18 protein-coding genes and 1 tRNA gene are annotated in these 18834 nt (G+C 69.5%); 1 reads left to right on the plus strand and 18 read right to left on the minus strand.

The genetic code is table 11. The annotated features are described in order from the left end of the window. Positions 1–61: 61 nt before the first annotated feature. The 15 genes from AB0O48_RS30685 to AB0O48_RS30755 all read right to left on the minus strand — a co-directional run bounded on the left by AB0O48_RS30685 (position 62) and on the right by AB0O48_RS30755 (position 15120). Positions 62–1366, minus strand: coding sequence for an MFS transporter (locus AB0O48_RS30685; protein ID WP_365069464.1), 1305 nt, complete (start codon positions 1364–1366; stop codon positions 62–64). A gap of 87 nt (positions 1367–1453) precedes the next feature. Then, positions 1454–2854, minus strand: a complete 1401-nt coding sequence (locus AB0O48_RS30690; protein ID WP_365069444.1) for an amino acid permease — start codon at positions 2852–2854, stop codon at positions 1454–1456. Further along, complete coding sequence (locus tag AB0O48_RS30695; RefSeq protein ID WP_357248362.1) at positions 2851–3384, minus strand: MarR family transcriptional regulator; 534 nt, start codon at positions 3382–3384, stop codon at positions 2851–2853. The genes AB0O48_RS30690 and AB0O48_RS30695 overlap by 4 nt, the downstream gene beginning before the upstream one ends. A gap of 194 nt (positions 3385–3578) precedes the next feature. Then, entirely contained in the window at positions 3579–4661 is a 1083-nt protein-coding gene (locus AB0O48_RS30700; RefSeq protein WP_365069445.1) for a M23 family metallopeptidase, read from the minus strand. Next, positions 4658–5035 (minus strand): hypothetical protein, encoded by a 378-nt coding sequence (locus AB0O48_RS30705; RefSeq protein WP_365069446.1) that lies wholly within the window; start codon positions 5033–5035, stop codon positions 4658–4660. Before AB0O48_RS30705 ends, AB0O48_RS30700 begins: the two co-directional genes overlap by 4 nt. A 122-nt stretch (positions 5036–5157) precedes the next feature. Further along, positions 5158–5370 carry a hypothetical protein gene (locus AB0O48_RS30710; protein WP_365069447.1) on the minus strand — a complete coding sequence of 71 codons (213 nt, stop codon included), beginning with the start codon at positions 5368–5370 and terminating at the stop codon, positions 5158–5160. An 8-nt stretch (positions 5371–5378) separates the two neighbouring features. Next, positions 5379–5639, minus strand: a complete 261-nt coding sequence (locus AB0O48_RS30715) for a hypothetical protein (protein ID WP_365069448.1) — start codon at positions 5637–5639, stop codon at positions 5379–5381. After that, the gene (locus AB0O48_RS30720) at positions 5636–6235 is read right to left on the minus strand and encodes a hypothetical protein (RefSeq protein WP_365069449.1); all 600 of its coding nucleotides are present in this window, start codon (positions 6233–6235) and stop codon (positions 5636–5638) included. The genes AB0O48_RS30715 and AB0O48_RS30720 overlap by 4 nt, the downstream gene beginning before the upstream one ends. Next, positions 6235–8088 carry a TraM recognition domain-containing protein gene (locus AB0O48_RS30725; RefSeq protein WP_365069450.1) on the minus strand — a complete coding sequence of 618 codons (1854 nt, stop codon included), beginning with the start codon at positions 8086–8088 and terminating at the stop codon, positions 6235–6237. Before AB0O48_RS30725 ends, AB0O48_RS30720 begins: the two co-directional genes overlap by 1 nt. Further along, on the minus strand, positions 8088–9380 hold the full coding sequence (locus tag AB0O48_RS30730; RefSeq protein WP_365069451.1) for a hypothetical protein: 1293 nt from the start codon (positions 9378–9380) through the stop codon (positions 8088–8090). Before AB0O48_RS30730 ends, AB0O48_RS30725 begins: the two co-directional genes overlap by 1 nt. A 278-nt stretch (positions 9381–9658) precedes the next feature. After that, complete coding sequence (locus AB0O48_RS30735) at positions 9659–11155, minus strand: SCO6880 family protein (RefSeq protein ID WP_365069452.1); 1497 nt, start codon at positions 11153–11155, stop codon at positions 9659–9661. A gap of 13 nt (positions 11156–11168) precedes the next feature. Further along, positions 11169–13016 (minus strand): hypothetical protein, encoded by a 1848-nt coding sequence (locus tag AB0O48_RS30740; RefSeq protein ID WP_365069453.1) that lies wholly within the window; start codon positions 13014–13016, stop codon positions 11169–11171. A gap of 202 nt (positions 13017–13218) precedes the next feature. After that, positions 13219–13947 carry a hypothetical protein gene (locus AB0O48_RS30745; RefSeq protein WP_365069454.1) on the minus strand — a complete coding sequence of 243 codons (729 nt, stop codon included), beginning with the start codon at positions 13945–13947 and terminating at the stop codon, positions 13219–13221. A 3-nt stretch (positions 13948–13950) separates the two neighbouring features. Further along, positions 13951–14292, minus strand: a complete 342-nt coding sequence (locus tag AB0O48_RS30750) for a hypothetical protein (protein WP_365069455.1) — start codon at positions 14290–14292, stop codon at positions 13951–13953. A 60-nt stretch (positions 14293–14352) separates the two neighbouring features. Continuing rightward, complete coding sequence (locus AB0O48_RS30755) at positions 14353–15120, minus strand: hypothetical protein (protein WP_365069456.1); 768 nt, start codon at positions 15118–15120, stop codon at positions 14353–14355. Positions 15121–15743: 623 nt separating this feature from the next. Between AB0O48_RS30755 and AB0O48_RS30760 the strand changes: the two genes are divergently transcribed. Continuing rightward, complete coding sequence (locus AB0O48_RS30760) at positions 15744–16172, plus strand: hypothetical protein (protein WP_365069457.1); 429 nt, start codon at positions 15744–15746, stop codon at positions 16170–16172. A 947-nt stretch (positions 16173–17119) separates the two neighbouring features. Here the strand turns inward: AB0O48_RS30760 and AB0O48_RS30765 are convergent. The 3 genes from AB0O48_RS30765 to AB0O48_RS30775 all read right to left on the minus strand — a co-directional run bounded on the left by AB0O48_RS30765 (position 17120) and on the right by AB0O48_RS30775 (position 18824). Next, complete coding sequence (locus tag AB0O48_RS30765) at positions 17120–17998, minus strand: tyrosine-type recombinase/integrase (RefSeq protein ID WP_365069458.1); 879 nt, start codon at positions 17996–17998, stop codon at positions 17120–17122. Positions 17999–18131: 133 nt separating this feature from the next. Further along, positions 18132–18458: an AbrB/MazE/SpoVT family DNA-binding domain-containing protein gene (locus AB0O48_RS30770; protein WP_365069459.1), complete on the minus strand. Its 327-nt coding sequence runs from the start codon at positions 18456–18458 to the stop codon at positions 18132–18134. Between the two features lie 282 nt (positions 18459–18740). Continuing rightward, a tRNA-Leu gene (locus AB0O48_RS30775) sits at positions 18741–18824 on the minus strand. Positions 18825–18834 lie beyond the last annotated feature (10 nt).

Below are 18834 nucleotides of genomic sequence, written 5' to 3' on the forward strand. Positions count from 1 at the left end.
GCCAAGGATGCATGGTGCGGGTTGTCGCGCAGGGGTGCTGGGTCATGTCGTGGGGCGTCTGTCAGAGGCGGCATCTCCACGCGAACGCGGTGGCTATTGCCGGCAGCGCGGCCGTGGCGGCGAACGCGGTGGGTAGCCCGAGCGGGTGCCACAGGGCCGCGCAGCCTGCTGACCCGAGCGCTCCTCCGATGAAGAAGATGAGGTTGAGCAGGCCTACAGCACCGGCCCGCGCCGGAGGGGCGGTGTGCGCTGAGATGGCCAGGGTCAGGGTCATCTGGGCGATGGCGAAGGCTGCGAAGCCGGCCGTTGCCGCGCAGGCGAGCACCGCTGGCCGCTGGTTGACGGCGGCGAGCAGCACGGTGGCGCTGAACAGGGCGGCTGCGCCGGCCAGTACGCGCTGCGGCAGCAGGGTGCGTATGGCGGTTGCGGCGAGACGGGCCATCAGCGCCGCTGCGGCTGCCCCGGGTAGGAGCAGCAGGCCGACGTCCTGGGCGCTGTAGCCGAGGCGGGTCAGCATCTGCGGTACGGCGTAGACGCAAGCGAACAGTCCGCCGTAGACACCGGCTCCGACGAGGCCAGCGAGGCAGAACCGTCGGCTACCTACGACGGCCGCCGGGAGGAACCCCGCAGGGTGGCGCCTGCTGTGGACGATCAGCAGGATTCCGAGCGTGCCGGTGCCGGCCAGCAGGGCAATGACCGCGGGTTGTGGGATATGCAGGGAGGCGGATTGGATCGTCAGCAACAGCCCGGCTGCGACAAGCACCAGCACGCCGGCACCCGCCCCGTCGACCCGCCCCGGGATGCGCCGGCGGTGGGTCAGCGGCCAGCAAAAGGGCAGCGCCAGCAGCGACAGCGCGGGCAGGACCAGTGTTGCTCGCCACGACGCGGCGGTGACGAGCGCACCGACCAACGGCGCGGTGGCCGAGAACAGGGCCATCATCGCGCCGAGCCGCGCCAACACCATCGGCCGCTGCGGCCCCGGTTGGCCGGCAGCGAGCGTGAGCGCGGTCGCGGTCATCGTCCCGGACCCGGCGGCGATCATCGCGCGACCGGCGACAGCGACGATGAGGGTGGGCGCCATCGCGCACAGGAACGTGCCGACAGCGAGGAGAGCAGCCCCGAGGGTGAGTATGCGGCGGGAACCCCAGATATCGGTGGCTCGTCCGGCCACGGCGGCGCCGATGCCGAGTCCGAGAGCATGGACAGTCAGGATCCACACCGCCGCAGATGAAGTGGCGCGCAATCCGGCGGCGGCGGACGGGAGCGCTACGGCAGCGGCGCTGACGCCGTAGATGGCAGGCCCGTACAGGGCGCCCAGGCGCCAGCCCAGCCCTGCTGGAGCGGGCGTGGTTGGCGCAGCGGTCATAGTCACGAAGCGGCTCCTTGCCGGTCGTTCGGGGGCAGTAGAAGGGTGGCGGTCGCCGGCCAGGGAAGTGCCGGCGACCGCCGCCGGTCATGACCGCCCGACGCGCGGGCGGCTTCCGATGGGCGCAGTGTTGTGTGCGCCTGAGGCGAGGCGATCGTGTAGTTGCCGAGAGTTCCCGGCTAGCACCTGGATCCGCGCGGGCGTCGCCCCGACCGTGGGCGTTGCCGGTGTTGCAGGGAGCGGTGGTGCGGGTGGCCGGGGGTGGCGCCGGTGCCAGGCCCATGCCGCGGCGGCCACGACCACCGGGAGGATCATTAGACGCCCACCGAACGCTGCGACCGCGCCGACGACGACCGCCGCTGCGGCTGCGCCTGTGCGAATCACCGCAGTGGCGAGCAGCTTGACGGCGGCGGCGAGTCCCAGCAGGGTGACCGATGCCACGCACACGGAGAACGCGCGCATCAGCAGGTCGACGTCAACCAGCGCCGGCGCCCCCAGCACCGCAGCCCCGACCGCCGCCGAGGCGCTCGCTTGCACGCCGAGGCTGCGCCTCGGCACCCCAGCGACACCGTTGGCGGCAAGCCACCTGGGTAGTGCGCCGTCGCGGCCCAGCGCCGCACCGGCCCGCGCTGCGGCGGCGATGAAGGTGAAAAGCGCGCCGAAGGTCAACAGCAGCGCGCACAGGGCGGTGACCGCCATCGCGCCCGGTCCGGCGGCGGGGTCGAGCAACAGGATCAGGGGCACCTCGGTATCACCGCCGGCAGCGCCGAGGACGCCGACGGTGCAGATCGCGAGACCCGCGTATAGCAGGGCGATGATGCTCAGGCTCGCGGCGGCGACGACCGGCAACTGCTGGCGGGGGCGCGTGAACTCTCCCGCCAGGTTGGCGGCGGCTTCCCAGCCGCACACGGCGACGAACAGCACCGCGGCGGCGCTGCCGACGCCCGCGAGGCCCTGCGGGGCGAATGGTTCGAACCGGCTGGCTACGACGTGCGGCAATGACACGGCGACGACCGTCGCGAGGAGCGCGAAGAGCCCGCCGGTGAGCGCAAGGTGCACGCGGCCGGACACGTGCAACCCGAACAGGTTCATCACGTATGCCAACCCCAGGACACCAGCGGCGATCCACCCGGCCGCAGTAGGTCCCCCGCCCAGGGCGGTGGCGGCGTACCGTCCGCCGGCGAGAGCACCAGCGACCATGCCGAGCGGCACCGCCGCGTAGAACCACCACCCGACGACGGTGCCCACCGCAGGTCCGAACGCCCGCCGGGTGAACGTCGCCACCCCGCCCGCGTCGGGGTAGCGCATGCCGAGGGCAGCGAACGCCGCCGCGATTGGCACTGACACGGCCAGCATGGCAGCCCAGGCCAGCAGTGACGCCGGTCCGGCCGCGTGCACGGCCAGCGCCGGGAGGATCAGGACGCCGGGCCCGAGCACCGCCCCGACGTACAGGGCGGTGCCGCGGGCTACACCGATGCACCCGTTCACCGGGTCGCGTCCGGCTCGTCGGTGGCGCCGTCCTGGCGAGAGCGGGTGGCCAGAGACCGCAGAACCCGGGCCAGGCTGTCCCCCGATGGCATGCCCGGTTCACCGAACAAACGTGCTTGTTCAGCTTCAACGGGGCCCTGGACGCGGCGGGCCAGGTCCATGCCGGCCTGGGTCGGTCGAAGGACTACCCGCCGCCGGTCATCCTCCTGAAGGTCCCGACGTACCAACCCCCGGTCGACGAGCGACACGAGGGCGTTGGTCAGGGTGGCCTTGGCGATGCCAACCTCGGCGGCGGCCGTGCGGGTTTCGACAGCGCGGCGCGCACACACCAACACGAGCACGTCGTAGGTGGTCCAGGTCAGTCCCTCGTCGCGCAGGACGCCGCGTTCCACCTGGGCCCGCACGGTGTTGGCGGTGCGCACCAGCTGCGCCAGCGGCCCCGGCCGCGGTGGCGGCATCCGAGCGGCATTGACCGGCGGTCGGTAGATGCCCGCGACTCGACGTGGCCGGCGGTCCGTGGCGGCGCTCATTGCATCCACCTGCGCCGTGCCGGGCGCCGGTTGGGCTTGCGGTTGCGCCGCTGGCCGACCTGCCCGCCGCGGTCCTGCGGTGGCGGCGGTTGCGGCGCCGGCCGGCGCGGACGCTCGATGTCTTCATCCTCGTCGTACATGTCTTTCCCCCCGTGCTGTTGCTGATGACCTACCTGCCGCCTCCTACCTGCGCCTCACCCCCTCTCGTCGCCGAGCGGGGCGCCGCGTTGGCGCATAAACTCGACGGGGTTGGTGGAGTTGGAGGTGTCCAGGTCGCACCGCGATCCCGAACACACGCTCTGGTGGGTTTGGAAGTGCAGGTGCGGGCCGGACGAGTGGCCGCTGGTGCCGACCAGGCCAAGCGGCTGGCCGGCCTGCACGGTGTCGCCCTCGCTGACGTCGGGTCGGCGGACCATGTGGCAGTAACGGGTGCCATACCCGTCGGCGTGCACCAGGTCGACGTACCAGCCGCACCCCTTGGTGGTGGGGCTGCCGTCGACGTCACAGTTCCCGGTGCTCGAGTCGCAGCCCGCCCACACCACTCGCCCGGTACTGGCCGCGTGGATGACAGTGTTACGGGCCGCGCCCAGGTCTACGCCGGCGTGGAGTCTGCCGCTGCGCGGTCCGTAGCCGCTACCCACTGCGGCACGCAGCGGCACAGTCCACCCTGACGCCGCGACCGTGGTTGCATCTGACGAGCACTGGGCGAGGCTGGCCCCGGGTAGGTCGGCGATGGTCGCGACGCCGACGACGGCAGCGACGACTTGCTCGGCGGCGTGCTCGTACCTGCCGTAGCGGTCGGGGAACGCGGAGACCTGAACGCGTTGCGCGGCGACGGTCAGCGGCAGGCTTTCCCACCGGCCGATGCGCTGCAGCTTCGTGTAGAACTTCGTGGCGGCGTAGACCGGGTCGGTGATCTGCGCAGGTGTGCCCCACCCCTGGCTGGGGCGCTGTTGGAACAACCCGAGGGAGTCGCGGTCACCGCCGTTCAGGTTGTGCAGGCTCGACTCGACCATGGCCGTAGCCACGGCGATGACCCACCCGCGGGCCGGAACACCATTCGCCCGCCCGACGGCAACGATCTGCGCAGCGTTGCCGACCTGTTCGGCGTCCCACCGTCCCACCGCCTCGACGGCCCCGATGGCCGAGCGCAACGGGCCGGTGGCGGCACACGCCGACGCCGGCGCAGGGTTGTTGAGCACCACCGCCACGGGTAGTCCACACAGCAGCAACGCGGCCACGATTGCCACGCCGAGCCCGATCCATCCGCGGTTCACCGCGCCGCAGCCTCCTCGCGGACACCGAGCGTGGCCACCAGCCACCCGGCGTCGCTGCGCACACAGACCACCCGCAACACCCCGGCGTCGGTGCTGACATCAACGTCGACCCGCTGCGCCGTGGCCGCCGCCGCCCGGCCCGCGCCAGTAACCCGGGTGGCGGGCACGTTGGCCGGCTCCACCGTCGCAAGCAGATCGGCATAGGCGGCAACGGCGTAGGGACGCACCCCTGCCAACCAGCTTTCGGCGGGCAGGTCAGGGCGGGCCCAGGCCCGCACGAACCGCAGCGCGGCTGTCACCGCCGCCGGATCGGCCGTTCCTGGCGTGGCCCGCAGAACGCCGTCGGGATCGGCGGCCAGTGTCTCGGCCGGCACCGCACCTTCGGGATGAGGGCCGGTGGCCGGCGTGCTACTGCTCGGAGCGGGGCCGCTCCCGGCACATGCGCTGAGCAGCAGGGTGGCAGCTCCCGTGATGGTCGCTCTGACGAAACGTGGTGTCACTGCCGCTCCTCCGGCGGGACCTGCTCGTCTGGCGACCGAAGCGCGGCGTTGAGTTGCTGTCCGAGCAGGCGCACCTGGTGGTGGATCTCCACGAGCTGCGGGCGCGCCTGCGGCTGGCCAGCCACGACCTCGACCAGAGCGTCGATGTCGTGGCGCAGCTGCTCCAGGCCGACGCCGATGCGGGCCAGCGGAGCGCTAGCGGTGCGCACGGTGACACTCATTCGCCGACGTCGCGGGTGTAGTCCCCGTCGAGGTGCCCGTCGCTGGACCAGTCCAGCTCCGTCTCGCGCCGCGTCATCTCGTCCAACTCTGTCCATTGCTGCCTGTCCTCCTGTTGGTCGTCGCGCCGGTCGTGGCGCGCGTTGTGTATCTCGGCGATGTAGTCCTGGAGCGAGTCGACGCCCTCGCGCAGCCCGAACAATGCGGCTTCGAAGCGTTGCCAGTCCCAGACGTTGGTGACCTCTGCCGGCTGAGTCATGTCGTCCCTCCTTCTGGGTGCGCCGGCGCCGCACGCGGCCGCGCGGCGATGTCGTCGGTGACGGCCTGTTCGGCGTCGTCGGGCCACGGTGCGGACCAGACGGCGTCGGCGCTGCGGGGTGTGTGGTTCCCGTGCCGACAGCGGGTGCTGTCCCATGCCTGCCACCGGTGCCGTGCCCGGTGCAGCGCCTCATGCCAGCGCAGCGGCGCGTCCGGGTCGGCTTTGCCGGAGTACGCGTGGTGCCAGGACATGCTCAGCGCGGTCAGCTCCTCGACCAGGGCCGGGTGTGCTGGCCAGCACGCGCCGAGGTCCTGGGCGAGGCCGTAGCGGTCGACGAGCCACTGCGTCCAGGCGATCAGCCACGCCCACAGTTGCCGCGCGGCATCGGCGTCCACGTTCCGCCAGCAGTGGCCCGCCGGTGCCCATGCCGCGTCGCCGTCGATCGCCTCGACGCGTTCACCGAGCGCGACGTGCGCCTCGGCGAGGCGTTCTACGCTGACACGCAGCGAGTCGATGAGTTCGGCAAGCTCAGCGATCGCCCGCTGCTCTCCCGACGCCTCGGCCGGGACATCGAACAGGAACGCGCGGTCGGTCATCAGCGGCGCCGCCCTTCGAGTCGGGCGGTGAACGCGGCTTGGGCGGACTTGAAACGATCGGCGTCGGGGCGCTCCCACCACGCCGGTTGCACGACTTCGACCGGGGGCATGTTGCCGAGCAACACCAGGGCGTGGCCGGTCGGCAGGGTCCGCAACTCGGCGAGATCGAGCAGGTTCTCCCGTCGAGCGTTCTCCTGCACGCTGGCGCGTCCCCCGCCCCAACTGGCCGCTGACGACAGCTCCTGCACCTGGCCGAGCAGCGACTGCGCGTCCTTGAGGGCCGCCACGTCCTGCGTGCCGCCCATCACGAAGCGGGCGTTTGCACCGTCGCGCAGGGCTTGCCCACCGTCGCGGCCCCACCGCTCCTCCAATTGGTGGGTGTTCTGGCAAGAAATCGACAAGGCGATACCGGCGCCACCGCCCTCAGAGGCCAGTGCGGGCAGCGACGGCAACGGCGCGATGTTCGTGATTTCGTCGCCGATCAGGTAGAGGCAGGGCTCTACCCGCCCGCCCGGTGCGACGAAGGAGCGTTGCAGGGTGCGGTAGATGATGTCCTCGGCGATCGCGCTGAACAGCGGCGCGACCAGCGATTGCCCGCTGCGGGTGCCGACCAGATAAAGGGTGCCGGACTCATCCAGCCACTGCTCCGGCTGGAACTGCTCGCCGCGCGGTGGGGAGCAGGCGCGCAAGATCCGGGCGTTGCTGAACGGATCCAGCGCTCCGAAGACGACAGACTGAATACTCTCGCGGCCACGGCCAGTGGACTCGCGGTGGAAAGCCAACCGGTCGGCCCACGCCGTCTGCTGGTGATGGCGCAGGATCCGCTCGGCCCGCGGGTCGCTGGGGTTGGCCGCCCAACTGGCCACGTCGGTCAGGGTGGCCTTTTCATCGAGAGCGGCGGCGTGCAGCAGACCGCGGATGATCGATGCCGCCTGATCCTGGAAGTATTGACCGTTCTCTACATCACCCTTGAGGCCGGCGCCGGCGGCGAAGCCCTTCGCGCGCAGCGCCGCGATGTCCGGATCGTGCGCCCCCTCGATCGGCGACCACCGCAGCCGGGGCAGTCCAGGTACCTGCTCCTGCGGTTCGAAGATCCATGTCGGACCGACCTCGGCGCGCAGGTAGTAGGTGACCGCGGCGACGTCGAGGCGGGTGGAGGTGGAGATCACTGCCCCTCGGGCGTCGGCGACCCGGGGCACGATGTAGCGCGACGTCTTGTTGGCAAACCGGGCGGCTCCGGCGAGGAGCTCGGTGTACTCGTTGGCGAGGTACAGCGGCTCCCCGGTTAGCGCGTGGTGCCCCAGGAATCGCGCCACCTCCAACGGGTCCTTGCGGCGCTGGGCCTTCGCGTATGCGCTCTCGGGGCGGTCGGTCGCTCGAATGGTCAGGCCAGGCCGAAGGACGTCGACGCGTCGAAGCACCGCCGATGCGGTTACCACCCGGTCGAGGTCCTTTCGGCTGGCGAACCCTCGCCGCTGTACCCGCCGCTGTACGAATCGGACCGCCGGCATGCCGAGGCCAGCGAAGGCTCCAATGAACAGGCCGATCCACAGCACGTAGAGCAGCGCGGTCGGTGGCAGGTCCGCCTGGGCCGCGGTGGGCCATGCCGACGCCGGGTCGCCGCCGTTGAGGATCATCCGCCCGGCAATGCCGGGCGCGTCCGTCGGCGAGGTGTCCGGCCACACGGCGTGGGTGAGCACGCCACCGACCTGCCCGGCCAGCCACAGCGTGAAGGTGCCCAGCAGCGTGCAGAACCCGGCAATGCCCAGCAGAACCAGTCGGGCCAGGATGTCGGCGCGTGGCATGCCGCGGCGCGGCAGCCGGCTTCCGGGGGACATCAGCGAGCCGGCCATCAGCGCACCTGCCCCACCGCGGCGGACTCCCGCGTCTCGTACTCGGAGTCGGTCAGCTCCCGCGGTTCGTTCTCGGGGTTGTCGCGCATGCGGCTGTCGGTGTCGACCATGGCCTGCTCGACGCTGGAGAGCTGGTGTTTGACGACGTAGGAGCGCAGCCCGACCTTCCACAACCCGACTCCACGGCGCAGGTGCAGCAGCAGATCGGTCTCCACATCGGTGGTGCCCAAGAATTCGCGGGCGGCGTCCAGCGAGCCCGGCGCCTGCCGGTAGGAGACCCGCACGCCGGTGTCTTCGATGAGTCCTCGGGCGATGCGGACCTGCTCGGAGTCGGCGCTGCCGCTGGCAGCCAAGTCCGAAAATCGGTGAAACGCCAGGATGATTTCCGTGCCCAAGGCCCGCGCCAGCTTCATCTGCTCGCGCATCCGCCGCACCAGCCCGAGGTGACGCGCGATCAGCGCGAACTCGTCGTACAGGCACATTCTCGGTGGGGCGTCGGGGCGGGTGAGCTCTGCCTCCAGCCACGACTGGGCGCAGGTCATCGCCATCGCCGTCATCTGATCGGAGGTCCGCACGTCTCGTAGGTCGAGGATCGCTCCAGGCTGGTCGAAGTCCACCGTCAGCGTCGCAGCGGTGGGGGCGTCGAAGATTCCGCCCAGAGCGCCGGTAATCAGCCGCTCCAGGGCCAGCCTGACGCGTCGGCTGTCGGCGGCGAACTGGTCGATGTCGTAGTTCACTCCGGCAAGGCGGTGCGCCCACGCCTGCGGATCACCCATCGCCGCAAGGACCAGCGACAGGGTCGGGGTAGCCAGCCGTTCGGCGCTGGTGCCGTCGTCGCTGCGAGTCACGGCGTCGAGGGCGTATTCGATCAGCGAACGCTCTGCCTCGCTGAGTGCACCGCCGAGTTGGATCTCCAGCAGCCCTTCCAGTAGCAGCAGCCGGCGGGCCCGCTGGATCTGCAGCCACTCCGGCTCGCCCTGCCCCGGCTGGCGGCGGATGCCCGCGAGAGGGTTCATCACCACACCCGCGCCGGGGCCGACGCGCACCGGCCGGATCCCCGCAGCCCGGGCGAGGGCGTCGTACTCGCCCTTGACGTCGACGATGTAAAACCGGGTGCCGAACGGGATCCCTCTGAACGCGATCGTCTTGAGCAGCGACGACTTCGCGCTGCGAATCTCCCCCGTGACCACCATGTTCGGGGCGCCCAACAACCCGGCTCGGTACAACTCCCGCATCGAGAACACGAACCCCGTCCGGGAGTACACCTCCTGACCGATCAGCGGTCCGTCCACCCCGAGGCCGGGATCAGCGACGAACGGGTACACGCTGCACAGCTGCGCGCTGGTGGTCACCAGCGGCGGTAGCCGCAGCCGCCAGAACGCCCGCCCGGCGGCCCGGCCCAGCGCGCCGCGCCCGTCAACCGGCGGTGCGCCCAGCAGCCGCTCCGATGTCCGGCGCAGAGCCCGCTGCTCGCGTTCCAGTTCGGCCTGCGCCGCCGCGAGATCCCGCCGGTCCGCAGACTCGCCGATACGGTGCGCGAACGATCCTTCTCGTTGCACCCGTGCGCGGCTCACGCGAACCATCCCCGCATCGGCTTGAGCCCACGGGCCAGGGGAAGCGCTCCGGCTATGAAGCCCTGATCCTGCTCGCCGTAGAGCACCACCGCCTGGCAGCCGGTGCGGCCCAGCACCCGTTTGATCGCCCGCACGTCATGGCGGAGTTGCTCTTCGCTGTCGGCGGTGACGGTGACGACGATCGCGTAGCGGTAGCGCACGTGCCCGGCCGCCTGCTCCCGGTCGACCTGCTCCACCGAGCGGGCCTCCTCGTCCTCCCGGGCGGTGCGCACCAGACGCATCTTGCGTTTGGTGATCTCGTCGCCGGCGCGGGCGACCTTGTCCCGGCGAGTCGCCAACTGGGCGAGCTGCGCGGGTACCGGCTCGGCGGTGACCGTGACCGCACGTCGACCGACGGTGCGGGTGAACAGGGCGGTCATCCACGTCATCGCGACCGGTTGACGCGGCATCTCGTAGACCCACAGGCTCTGCGAGAACCCGGAGTCGTGGCGGTAGGACGACCAGCCGATATTCTCCGCGGCAATCGGCCCGGCCATGTGCGGCGCCACCCCGGGCGTGGCCGAGGCCCGCATGTCCACGTGCGGCTGGTCCTCCGGGTCGAACTGGGTACGCAGCACCGCCGCGTACTCCCTGGGCGTCAACCAGCCGACGGTGTCGACGCCGGCCTCCGCGACCGCGGCCTGCACCCCGCCGAGCTTGTCGAGCACCACAGTGGCGATGGCCGCGTCGGTGCCGCCCGCGTCAGTGATCTCCGCCGATAGCTTCTTGGTGTCAAACACCACGCTGAGGTACACCTCGTGGCGCTGCGTCGACGGCGCCGCCGCGGCGGTCAGTTCCGCCAGCGATCGGTACGCGCGAGTGTCGGTGTCGACCGCTTTTTGCACCAGGTAGCGCTGCGCCCGGTTACCGGAGTCCGGAACTGCGCGGGCCGTCAGCGCCCACCTGGCCAGACCACTGTCGGCGTACTCGGTGCCGAGCAGGTTCAGCACGTCCGCCCACGCGGCCAGGCGCTGCTGTTGCACCGACGTGTCGGCCAGGACCAAGTTGCTGCCCGTGCAGAGCAGGGCCGCAGTGACGGTGCCCTCGCGGCGGTGGTGCAGTAGCCCCACCTCGGTCATCCCGTCGGCGGCTACCGCCGGCAGCCAGCGGTAGCCGGCGGCGGGACCGGGTAGATGCAGATGCGTGCTGCCGGGGGTGGCGGCGAAGGCACCACCGCGGTAGCGGTCCTGGCGGGCGGCGCGCTGGGCGAGGGCCCCGGCGACGATGGGCGCCCACTCGGTGACACGCCGCCCGCGTAGCCGCAACAGGCCCACCGTGAGCAGGAGCAGCGCCGCGAGCAGCATGCCACCGGCAGCACCCTGCCTGCCGGTCGCGAGCAGGTTCGCGGCGACGACCAGGCAGATCACGCCGGCCACAGCCGTGCCGATCTGCCCCGCCGAGAAGCCCATGATTGAGCCACGCGTGGACCGCGGCGGAAACTGGAACTGGGTCACCTGGACTCCTCACCTAGACCGGGACGATGGGTACTTCGGCGGCGCCACCCGCAGCGGCGCCCCCCACGCGACCTGCCCCGGCACCGGAGCCGGCACCACTTTGCGAGGGCTGGCCTGAGCTGGACGGCCCGCCTGAGCCGGCTGCCGGGCTGTGCCCGGACGTCTCTTGCGTCGGAGCCGCAGGTGACGGCGAGTTGGCGGCAGAGGGTGCACCGGTCGGGGTGGTGGCGCCCCCACCGCTCGGGGCCTGCGGGGCGTTCTCGCCCTGCGAGCTGCCGGCTGCCGTACCGGCGGCCTTCTCTCCGATGGCGTTCGGTGTGACCGGTAGCGCAGGCTGTCCGCTGGTGTCGCCGGGCGCCGTGAGCTGTCCTTCCGCCACATCGTTTTGAGCGGTGCGGGAGTCGCGCTCGATCCCCTCAGCTTCTTGACCGTTCTCTCCACCGTCGTGTTCAGCTCCCGGTTCACCGCTCGACTCTCCGACCTGGTCGCCGTCGCCGCTTCCTTGCAGCGCTTCCACCGCCTCGGGAACGGCGCTGGGCCGCGTGCCGAGCGGGCCAGCACCACTGGTGGGGTTTGTCGGGATCGCGTCGGCGTTGCCCTGCATCAGAGATGCGGCGTCTGGGCCGCCGTCGCTGCCGCCTCCACCGCTGAGCGGATCGGCCAGGCGGCGGGCGGCGGCGTCCATGCCGACCGCGCCAGCGGCGGAGGTCAGGAAGCCTCGGGCGTCGACGTCGGCCAGGTAGCCGTCCCACATGCTCGTCAGCCGCAGCAGAATCCACGGCGCGAGCACCATCAGGATGATCATGAACATGCCGCGCAGCACGTTGAGGACGTTGTCGCTCTCGTAGGTGCTGCGCGTGCCGTAGATCCACAGGGCGGCGATGAAGAACTTCGAGCTGGCCAGGGCGTTGCAGGTCCAGAACCACTTACGGCCCCACGAGCGCGTCTCGGCCATCACCTGACCGGTCATCGCCATCGCCCCGAACAACGCTGCCCCGGCGGCCAGCAGGGAGCGGAACAACAGCATCACGAACACCAATACCAGCCCGATCACGCTGATCACCGCGACGACGAAGGCCAGCAGAATCGTGCCGGTGTCCGCCGTCAGCGCGTTGAGCGCGTCCACCCACATGCTCGGCTGCCAGTCGCGTTCCTGATTGCGGGCGATCAGCGCCACGGTCGCCTCGTCCCACGCGGCCATCAGGATGTAGGCGATGCCGCCGGCGAAGGCGATCCCGAACATCGCGCGCACCAACCCGCCGAGGGTGGCCAGGGGCCCGGGGCCGTTCATGCGCAATCCGTTGATCGCCGTGGAGATGAGGAAGATGAGCAGCACCATCAAGATCAGTACGCCGGAGATGTCGTTGTAGACGTCGTAGAACGGCTCGTCCGGCACGGCGGAGGACTGCTCGAACACCACCTCAGCCAGCTTGCTTAACGCCCAGGCGAAACCCGCCACGGCAATGTCGGCCAAGCCTTCGAACCCGGACCGAGCGATATCCTTGGCCTTCTCGTCGACTCTGCAGCTCACACTGAACTTGCAGCCCTCGGGCTTGACCGACGAGAACGGCAGCAGCGACGTACGCAACGCTTCGCATCGATTTTTCTTGGCGGTCCACCGTTCGGCGTTGCCCGCGTCCTCGGCGGCGCTGTCGGCGAACCGCTCGCACCTCACGGGCGAGGCGCCGTCTTTCGGGGGCTGATCGTCGAGCACCGACGCCGTGTCCGCCGGCGGCGGTGACTGCAGGGTGAGCGATACGGCGTCGCAGCGCTCCTGCTCTACAGCGCCGATGGCCTTACCGCAGTCGGTGATCCACCCGTCGCCGGACTCCCATTCCGCCCACGGAACGCACCAGTTCACCTGCGGTCTCGCCTGCTCGTGCGGCCCTGACAATTGCCCGCTAGACGACGGCGCACGGCACGGCTCGGCGGGGGCGGACGGAGCAGGCATCAGGGCGGGTGCTGCCGCAGCAGATTGCGCTGGCACTAGAGCGCCAACCAAGGCCAGCACGCTGATCGCCACGCCGATCCCCCGCCGGCAAGCGTTGCCCCAGGACATGAGATCAGACCGTCCCCGGCACCCACGAGCGACCGCTGAGCACGTCGAGCAGCGGTTGAGTGTCGCGCGGACCGCCGTCGCGTCTGGTGCCGCGCTGATCAGGCGGAGGTACCGGCAACGGCCGCTGCGCGGCCACCACACGCCAACGGTCGAGCGTCCAGCGCACCGACACCGACTGCACGTACCAGCCACCCGCCAAACCCGTCTCCGGGCCGGCGACCACGCCATCGGTCGCTGACCCGCTGAGCGCGCAGAGCAGCAACCGCGCCGTGACCTCGGCGCCCTGCTGCACCCGTGCGTCAACGTCCGCGTCGGGCACCCACACCCGGGCAGCCACAGTCTGGGAAATCCCCTCACCGTCGGCCGACGATGAGCCGGCACCCATCATCTCGGCCACCGCCGGGCCCGAACCGTCGACCGCGATCGTGTCGATCAACGCCTGCCGCTCGACGTCCGGTCGGCCCGCCGCGGCGGGCACCGCCACCACGTACGCCGCCGCCGCGTCACCGGCGCCGCGAGGCGTGCCAGCGAAGCCAACCGGCACTCCCCGGACGAGACGGTCGCCGTAGCGCTCCGGCGCACTCGACTCGGGCGCACTCCGCTCAGGTGCGCTCGCGCGGCCTGCAACGAAGACCGCCGCTCCTGCAACCACCACGCAGAGAAGCAGCGAAATTACGGCCGATACGCGTCCGCCGTCGGTTGCCTTGTAAGTTGCTCCCCGCACGCGGGGCACCCCCTAAATCTCGTTGAGCAGGAAGCCGATGATCGTTGTCGCCGAACCCACGACGATCGCCACGAGGCCGGCCTTCCACATCATCGATTTGCCTCGATCGCTGATGATGTGCGCGCCGAAGATCGGTCCGATGCCGAACGCGATCGCTCCGGCCGCGAGACCGGCCACGGCGGAGATCACGCCAAGGAACAGCGCGGCGTTCGCCAACGTGTAGAACAGATCCGAGCGCGGCACGGCCCCCGGGTCAGGGCTGATCGAACTGAAGTCGAAGCCCCCGGACGGCGCCGGCGTGGGCGTCGGGTCGGGCGCCAACACGGCCGCCACCGAAGGCACCCGCACCGTCATCACGGCAGCTACCCAATGCACAAACACAACTAGTTCCTCCCCCGTGTGAAGTCACCGTCCTCAGGCGACAGAAGCCCCCTCGCGTGATGGGCCAGGATCAGCGGGGCAGTGTTCGACAACGATCGAGGCGACCTCGGTCAACGCCGTCCGCGTGGCCTTACTCAACGACCGCGGATCGAGCGGGTCAGGGCGTGCGAGCGCCGGATCGAAGGGCACCCGGACGAGATGCGTCGCCGCCTTTCGCGCCAGGTGCTCGACCGCGCGAACCTCTCGAGCGGTGGAGTGCGTGGTCGTCATGACCACCACCACCGCCGACTCCGCCACCTGATCGAGTCCCGCAGCGCGAAGATGCGCCAGCAACCGCATGGTGTGCTGCAACGCATCAACGGTCGCGCGGGTCACCAACACCGGCACCGTCGACCACCCCAACGCCCGCCACGTCGGCGTGTTGTCCGCCGCAGGGAGATCCAGCAACGCCATGGCGTAAACCGACCTCAAATGGCCGATCACACCGAACGTCTCCGGCCAGGTAGTTGGGCGCCGCTGCGCCGTCATCTTGCTCTCACCGACCAGAACGCGCAGGCCAGTCGGCCCTTGCTGCATCAACCCTTCCGCGACCAGAGGGTCAGCCAACCGCTCCTCCGCGGCTGCCGCATCCCACGTCGATGCGGAGTTGCCCCGGGCCACACGATGGCCCAGCCCACCCCACGCACGCCCGGTCGCGTCCATCGCCACGATCGGAGCAGGGCTGGCAAGCGCCAGCACACCACCGAGCGCCGCCGTGAGCGTCGATCGACCGACACCGCCGTCCGCAGACGACAGGCTCACCAAGGGACACCCCGCCCGCAACGACGCCGCGCGCAGCCACAGCGACTCCACCTGGCTGCCGCCGCCGAACTCGCGGGGAATCTCCCGCGGAGCCCGCTCCGCTCCCCACGACCACCACAGGCCGCTCTCCGCAGCCGCAGCTGGCACGACAGATCGGCCGGGCCCGCCTGGCGGAGCGGGCGATGCCCGCTCCGCCAGCACCCCCCACTCGCCGGTCTCCGGCACCTCCGAAGAGGTCCCGGAGCCGGCGAGGTGGCCTGATCGGTCAGTCGATAAATCTGACACGTCCGCCTCCCCCGAGGGCTTGCCGCACAGCACTGGCCAGCGACAGCAGGACGCCGCCGCGAGCCGGTCCCCCGTTACTGTCACGACCTGGACGTCGACCACACGATCAGGCCAAATCAGAGACCGCATCGCCACAAGGCGACACGCCCTCACGAACGCAACACGGGCCTCGCAACCCCCTCCATGGAGGCCGACCGATGCGCTACCCTCAACCAACCAAAGTTGGCGTGAGTCCAACTTTGTGTGGATCGGGCACTGAGAGTCAAGCACAGATCACGGCAGGGTTCCACACAAACTTGGGTTCGGACCAACTTTAGTTGGAGTCGGGGGGCGCCACGATGCGACAGAACGAGAAGCCACCTAGTGGCCCGAGCCCCGCGCTGATCAGCGAGCGGCTTCAGGGGCTGTACGTCAAGCACCGCCCGAACCACGTCTATACCGACGCCGAGGTGGCTGACGCGCTCAAAGCCAAGGGGCTCCGCATCTCGGCGGAGAACATCCGCAAGCTCCGAATCGGAGCGCACGACAACCCGACAGCCTCCACGCTGACGGCCCTGGCCGAGTTCTTCGGCGTCGGTGCGGGCTACTTCCTTGACCCGGCACCGGTCAACGCGAAGGTCCAAGTGATGACGCGCTCCATCGAGCAACTATCCGACGGAGCAAGGGAAGGCATCGACGCCATCATCCAAAGCACCCTAAGGATGGAGCAAGCCGCGCGGGAGTCCGCCCAACTCGGCGCCGAACAAGCCCGGCGAGACGCGGACTGATCTCGCTGTCCACAACGCGGGCGAACCACCCTAACCGGCCGCGCGCCTGCGGCGACTTCGGGCCGCCGTCTGCAGTTGCCAGCCTGCCCGAATCACGAACCGAACCAACCAATGGTGGCCGCATCTCCACGTACGCCAAAGCCGCAGGCCACCATCGCCGCCGACACCTCGGAGGCGCATGACGAGCAGATGCATGGCTGGTCAGAGCTGAGGTTCATCGCTAGCGTCACGAGGCTCCGACGCCAGACGGCGTCAAGAGCCACCGGTGAACGCCACGGCCGGAAGGGGCGTATTGCATGGTAGATCGATGGGCCGTAGAGCGTGCAGTTCGAGACGCTGACTGTTGCCTTAGCCCTTCCGGGCGCCACCTTATCCTGACGCTCTTGACCTGGACCGATACCGCAACCGCAGTGATCCCTCCGCAATTCTCGCCGAGCTTGACAGACCTGGAACGTGCGACAGGCTTGGCCCGCTCCACGATCGGAGTCTGGCTAAATCGACTTGAGAAATTGGGCTGGGTCATCCGGTTCAGGCCGAAAGTGGAAGACGCTCGCCGCAGAAAGGCACGGACCGCCTATCGCCTTCGAGTTCCCGCGGGGGCAGGGGTTGGTACGGCTACAGAACCACCGCTAGTCCGGCAGCCGGACAGATCTAGTACGGCTGCCGGACTGGATCCAAACAACAAACATCGTCCCACCGCGCGTAGCTCATCGAACACCCGCCCGAGTCACTCCTACACCCCAGGAGCCAATGGCTACTGTTCTTATCCCGATTGCGGCAAGTCCGCGCCGCTTCACTGAACGGATGAAACGGTCGTTCGGAACAACGCCAAGGCGGACGCTAATGACAGGGCACCCAATTAACGGTCGGGTCCCTGCTTGCCTTTCCAGCCGGCGGCAGATCCCGCGGTGGGGTCCGGCCCCGCAAGACCGGGCCCCACCAGACGGCTAAGTTAGAGGGTGCGGCTCATTGGTCAGCGCTGACAGGGCAGCGGCGATTTCCTGCGGTGTTGCTTTCACGTAGGTGGCTGTAGTGCCACCGTCGCCGCCACTCTCCGAATGACCGGCGTACGCTCGCGCGATGGCGTAGCCAAAGTTCCTTTCCACCCATGTCAAAGTAGTGTGACGTAACCAGTGGGTGCTGATCTGTTGCACGCGGACCCACGGCAGGTGCTCGCCGATGCGTACCCACAGATGGTCGTAACGCCGCCGCGTGATGGGCGCACCGTCCCGATAGCGCAGCAGCTGCCCCGCCTCCGTCGCGCCCCGCTCCTCAGCATGGCGCTGCAGGTATCTCATCAGCGTGGGGGAAACTGGTTGCCAACGCACCGAGTCCCCCTTCTCTCGAAGCAGAATCAAACATTGGTCCGGGTCAAGGTCAACCGGACGAAGCGCCAGAGCTCCACCGCGCCGACACGCCGTTTCGGTGTGCAGCCGCAAGAGCAAGGTGTCGAGGGCCGGATCGTTTCCTGTGCTAGCCGCAACCTCGTTTATCTCGGCCAGCCGCGTGTCCGCCACCGCCCGACGCGTGCTTGGTAGACGCCGCGGCTTCGCCACCTTCAAAGCAGGGTTGTCAGCCTCTGCGATGAAACCATCGGCTACTGCCCTTTTGTAGAGACACCGCAAGGCGGCAATCAGGTGCTCCGCCGCGCTTCGGCCCCCGCGGGCATTCCGCCGAGCCACAACGTGCGCCTTGACGTACTCCGCCAACTTTTCAATTTCCGACGGCGTGGGCTCGTCGAGCCTGCGTTGCCCCCAGTGTTCCACCACACGGTTCCAGTAGGAGCCATAGGCACGTTTCGTACCTTCCGAGACCGCAGCCGCCACCACGGGAACGTATTCGGCGAAGGTCGGCGCCGGAGGCCGAGCCACGGCGGCCTCCATAAGGTCGGCAGGCGAGATGCCCATCCGAGCAAGAAGGAGCCGAGCCGCTGCCACCTCAGCTTGACTCGCCGATGCGTCACTCATGCGCGCCCCCGAAGACCGCATCGTGAGCCTGCCCGATCATCTCGTCGATCTTTGCCGGTGGATGAACCACCAGGCGGTTGCTGGCTGGTTCGGCCACGATGAGTACGCGGTCGCCGGCGGCGAGGCCGCACCATTGACGGACCACTGCCGGCAGTCGGATGTGGCCTTCCTTCGTTACCTTGAAGACGCCTTGCTTGTCAGCTGATACGACGATCAGCCCTCGACGCTCCCGAATGCTCAGTCGCAATCCGGGGGTCCACTGGAGTTCCTTCATCGCGCACCGGTCGGCGATCCGACCACGCGAGTCGAGCGTCGCCACACCATAAACAGCTGCGCTGCTTCGCGCGGCGGCAAGACTCGGAAGTGGTAACGGAGGACGCCTCATGGCCGCCGAGGGGGAGCCAGGAGCAACGCGCACGCCAGGTGCCAGACCGGGCAGAGCAACGGCGGGAATCACTGACGAGCCGCCGCGCGTCGTCGCGGAGTTCGTCCGGCGCTGGTCACTGAGAGTAGTGCCAGGCGCAGTGTCTGATGGGTTTCGGCGGTGGTCAAGCATCCTTGACCACCGCTACGTCTACGTCGCACATATGAGACGTACTCGTGTCCGAGGGGGGACTTGAACCCCCACGCCCTATACGGGCACTAGCACCTCAAGCTAGCGCGTCTGCCATTCCGCCACCCGGACCTACACGTTC

This window comes from Micromonospora sp. NPDC085948, assembly GCF_040686315.1.
GTDB lineage: Bacteria > Actinomycetota > Actinomycetes > Mycobacteriales > Micromonosporaceae > Micromonospora.

Bases quoted from the DNA above. Each gene is read 5' to 3' on its own strand.
- AB0O48_RS30685 (WP_365069464.1), bottom strand. From the start codon at position 1,366: ATGACCGCTGCGCCAACCACGCCCGCTCCAGCAGGGCTGGGCTGGCGC.
- AB0O48_RS30695 (WP_357248362.1), bottom strand. From the start codon at position 3,384: ATGAGCGCCGCCACGGACCGCCGGCCACGTCGAGTCGCGGGCATCTAC.
- AB0O48_RS30715 (WP_365069448.1), bottom strand. From the start codon at position 5,639: ATGACTCAGCCGGCAGAGGTCACCAACGTCTGGGACTGGCAACGCTTC.
- AB0O48_RS30720 (WP_365069449.1), bottom strand. From the start codon at position 6,235: ATGACCGACCGCGCGTTCCTGTTCGATGTCCCGGCCGAGGCGTCGGGA.
- AB0O48_RS30725 (WP_365069450.1), bottom strand. From the start codon at position 8,088: ATGGCCGGCTCGCTGATGTCCCCCGGAAGCCGGCTGCCGCGCCGCGGC.
- AB0O48_RS30750 (WP_365069455.1), bottom strand. From the start codon at position 14,292: ATGACGGTGCGGGTGCCTTCGGTGGCGGCCGTGTTGGCGCCCGACCCG.
- AB0O48_RS30760 (WP_365069457.1), top strand. From the start codon at position 15,744: ATGCGACAGAACGAGAAGCCACCTAGTGGCCCGAGCCCCGCGCTGATC.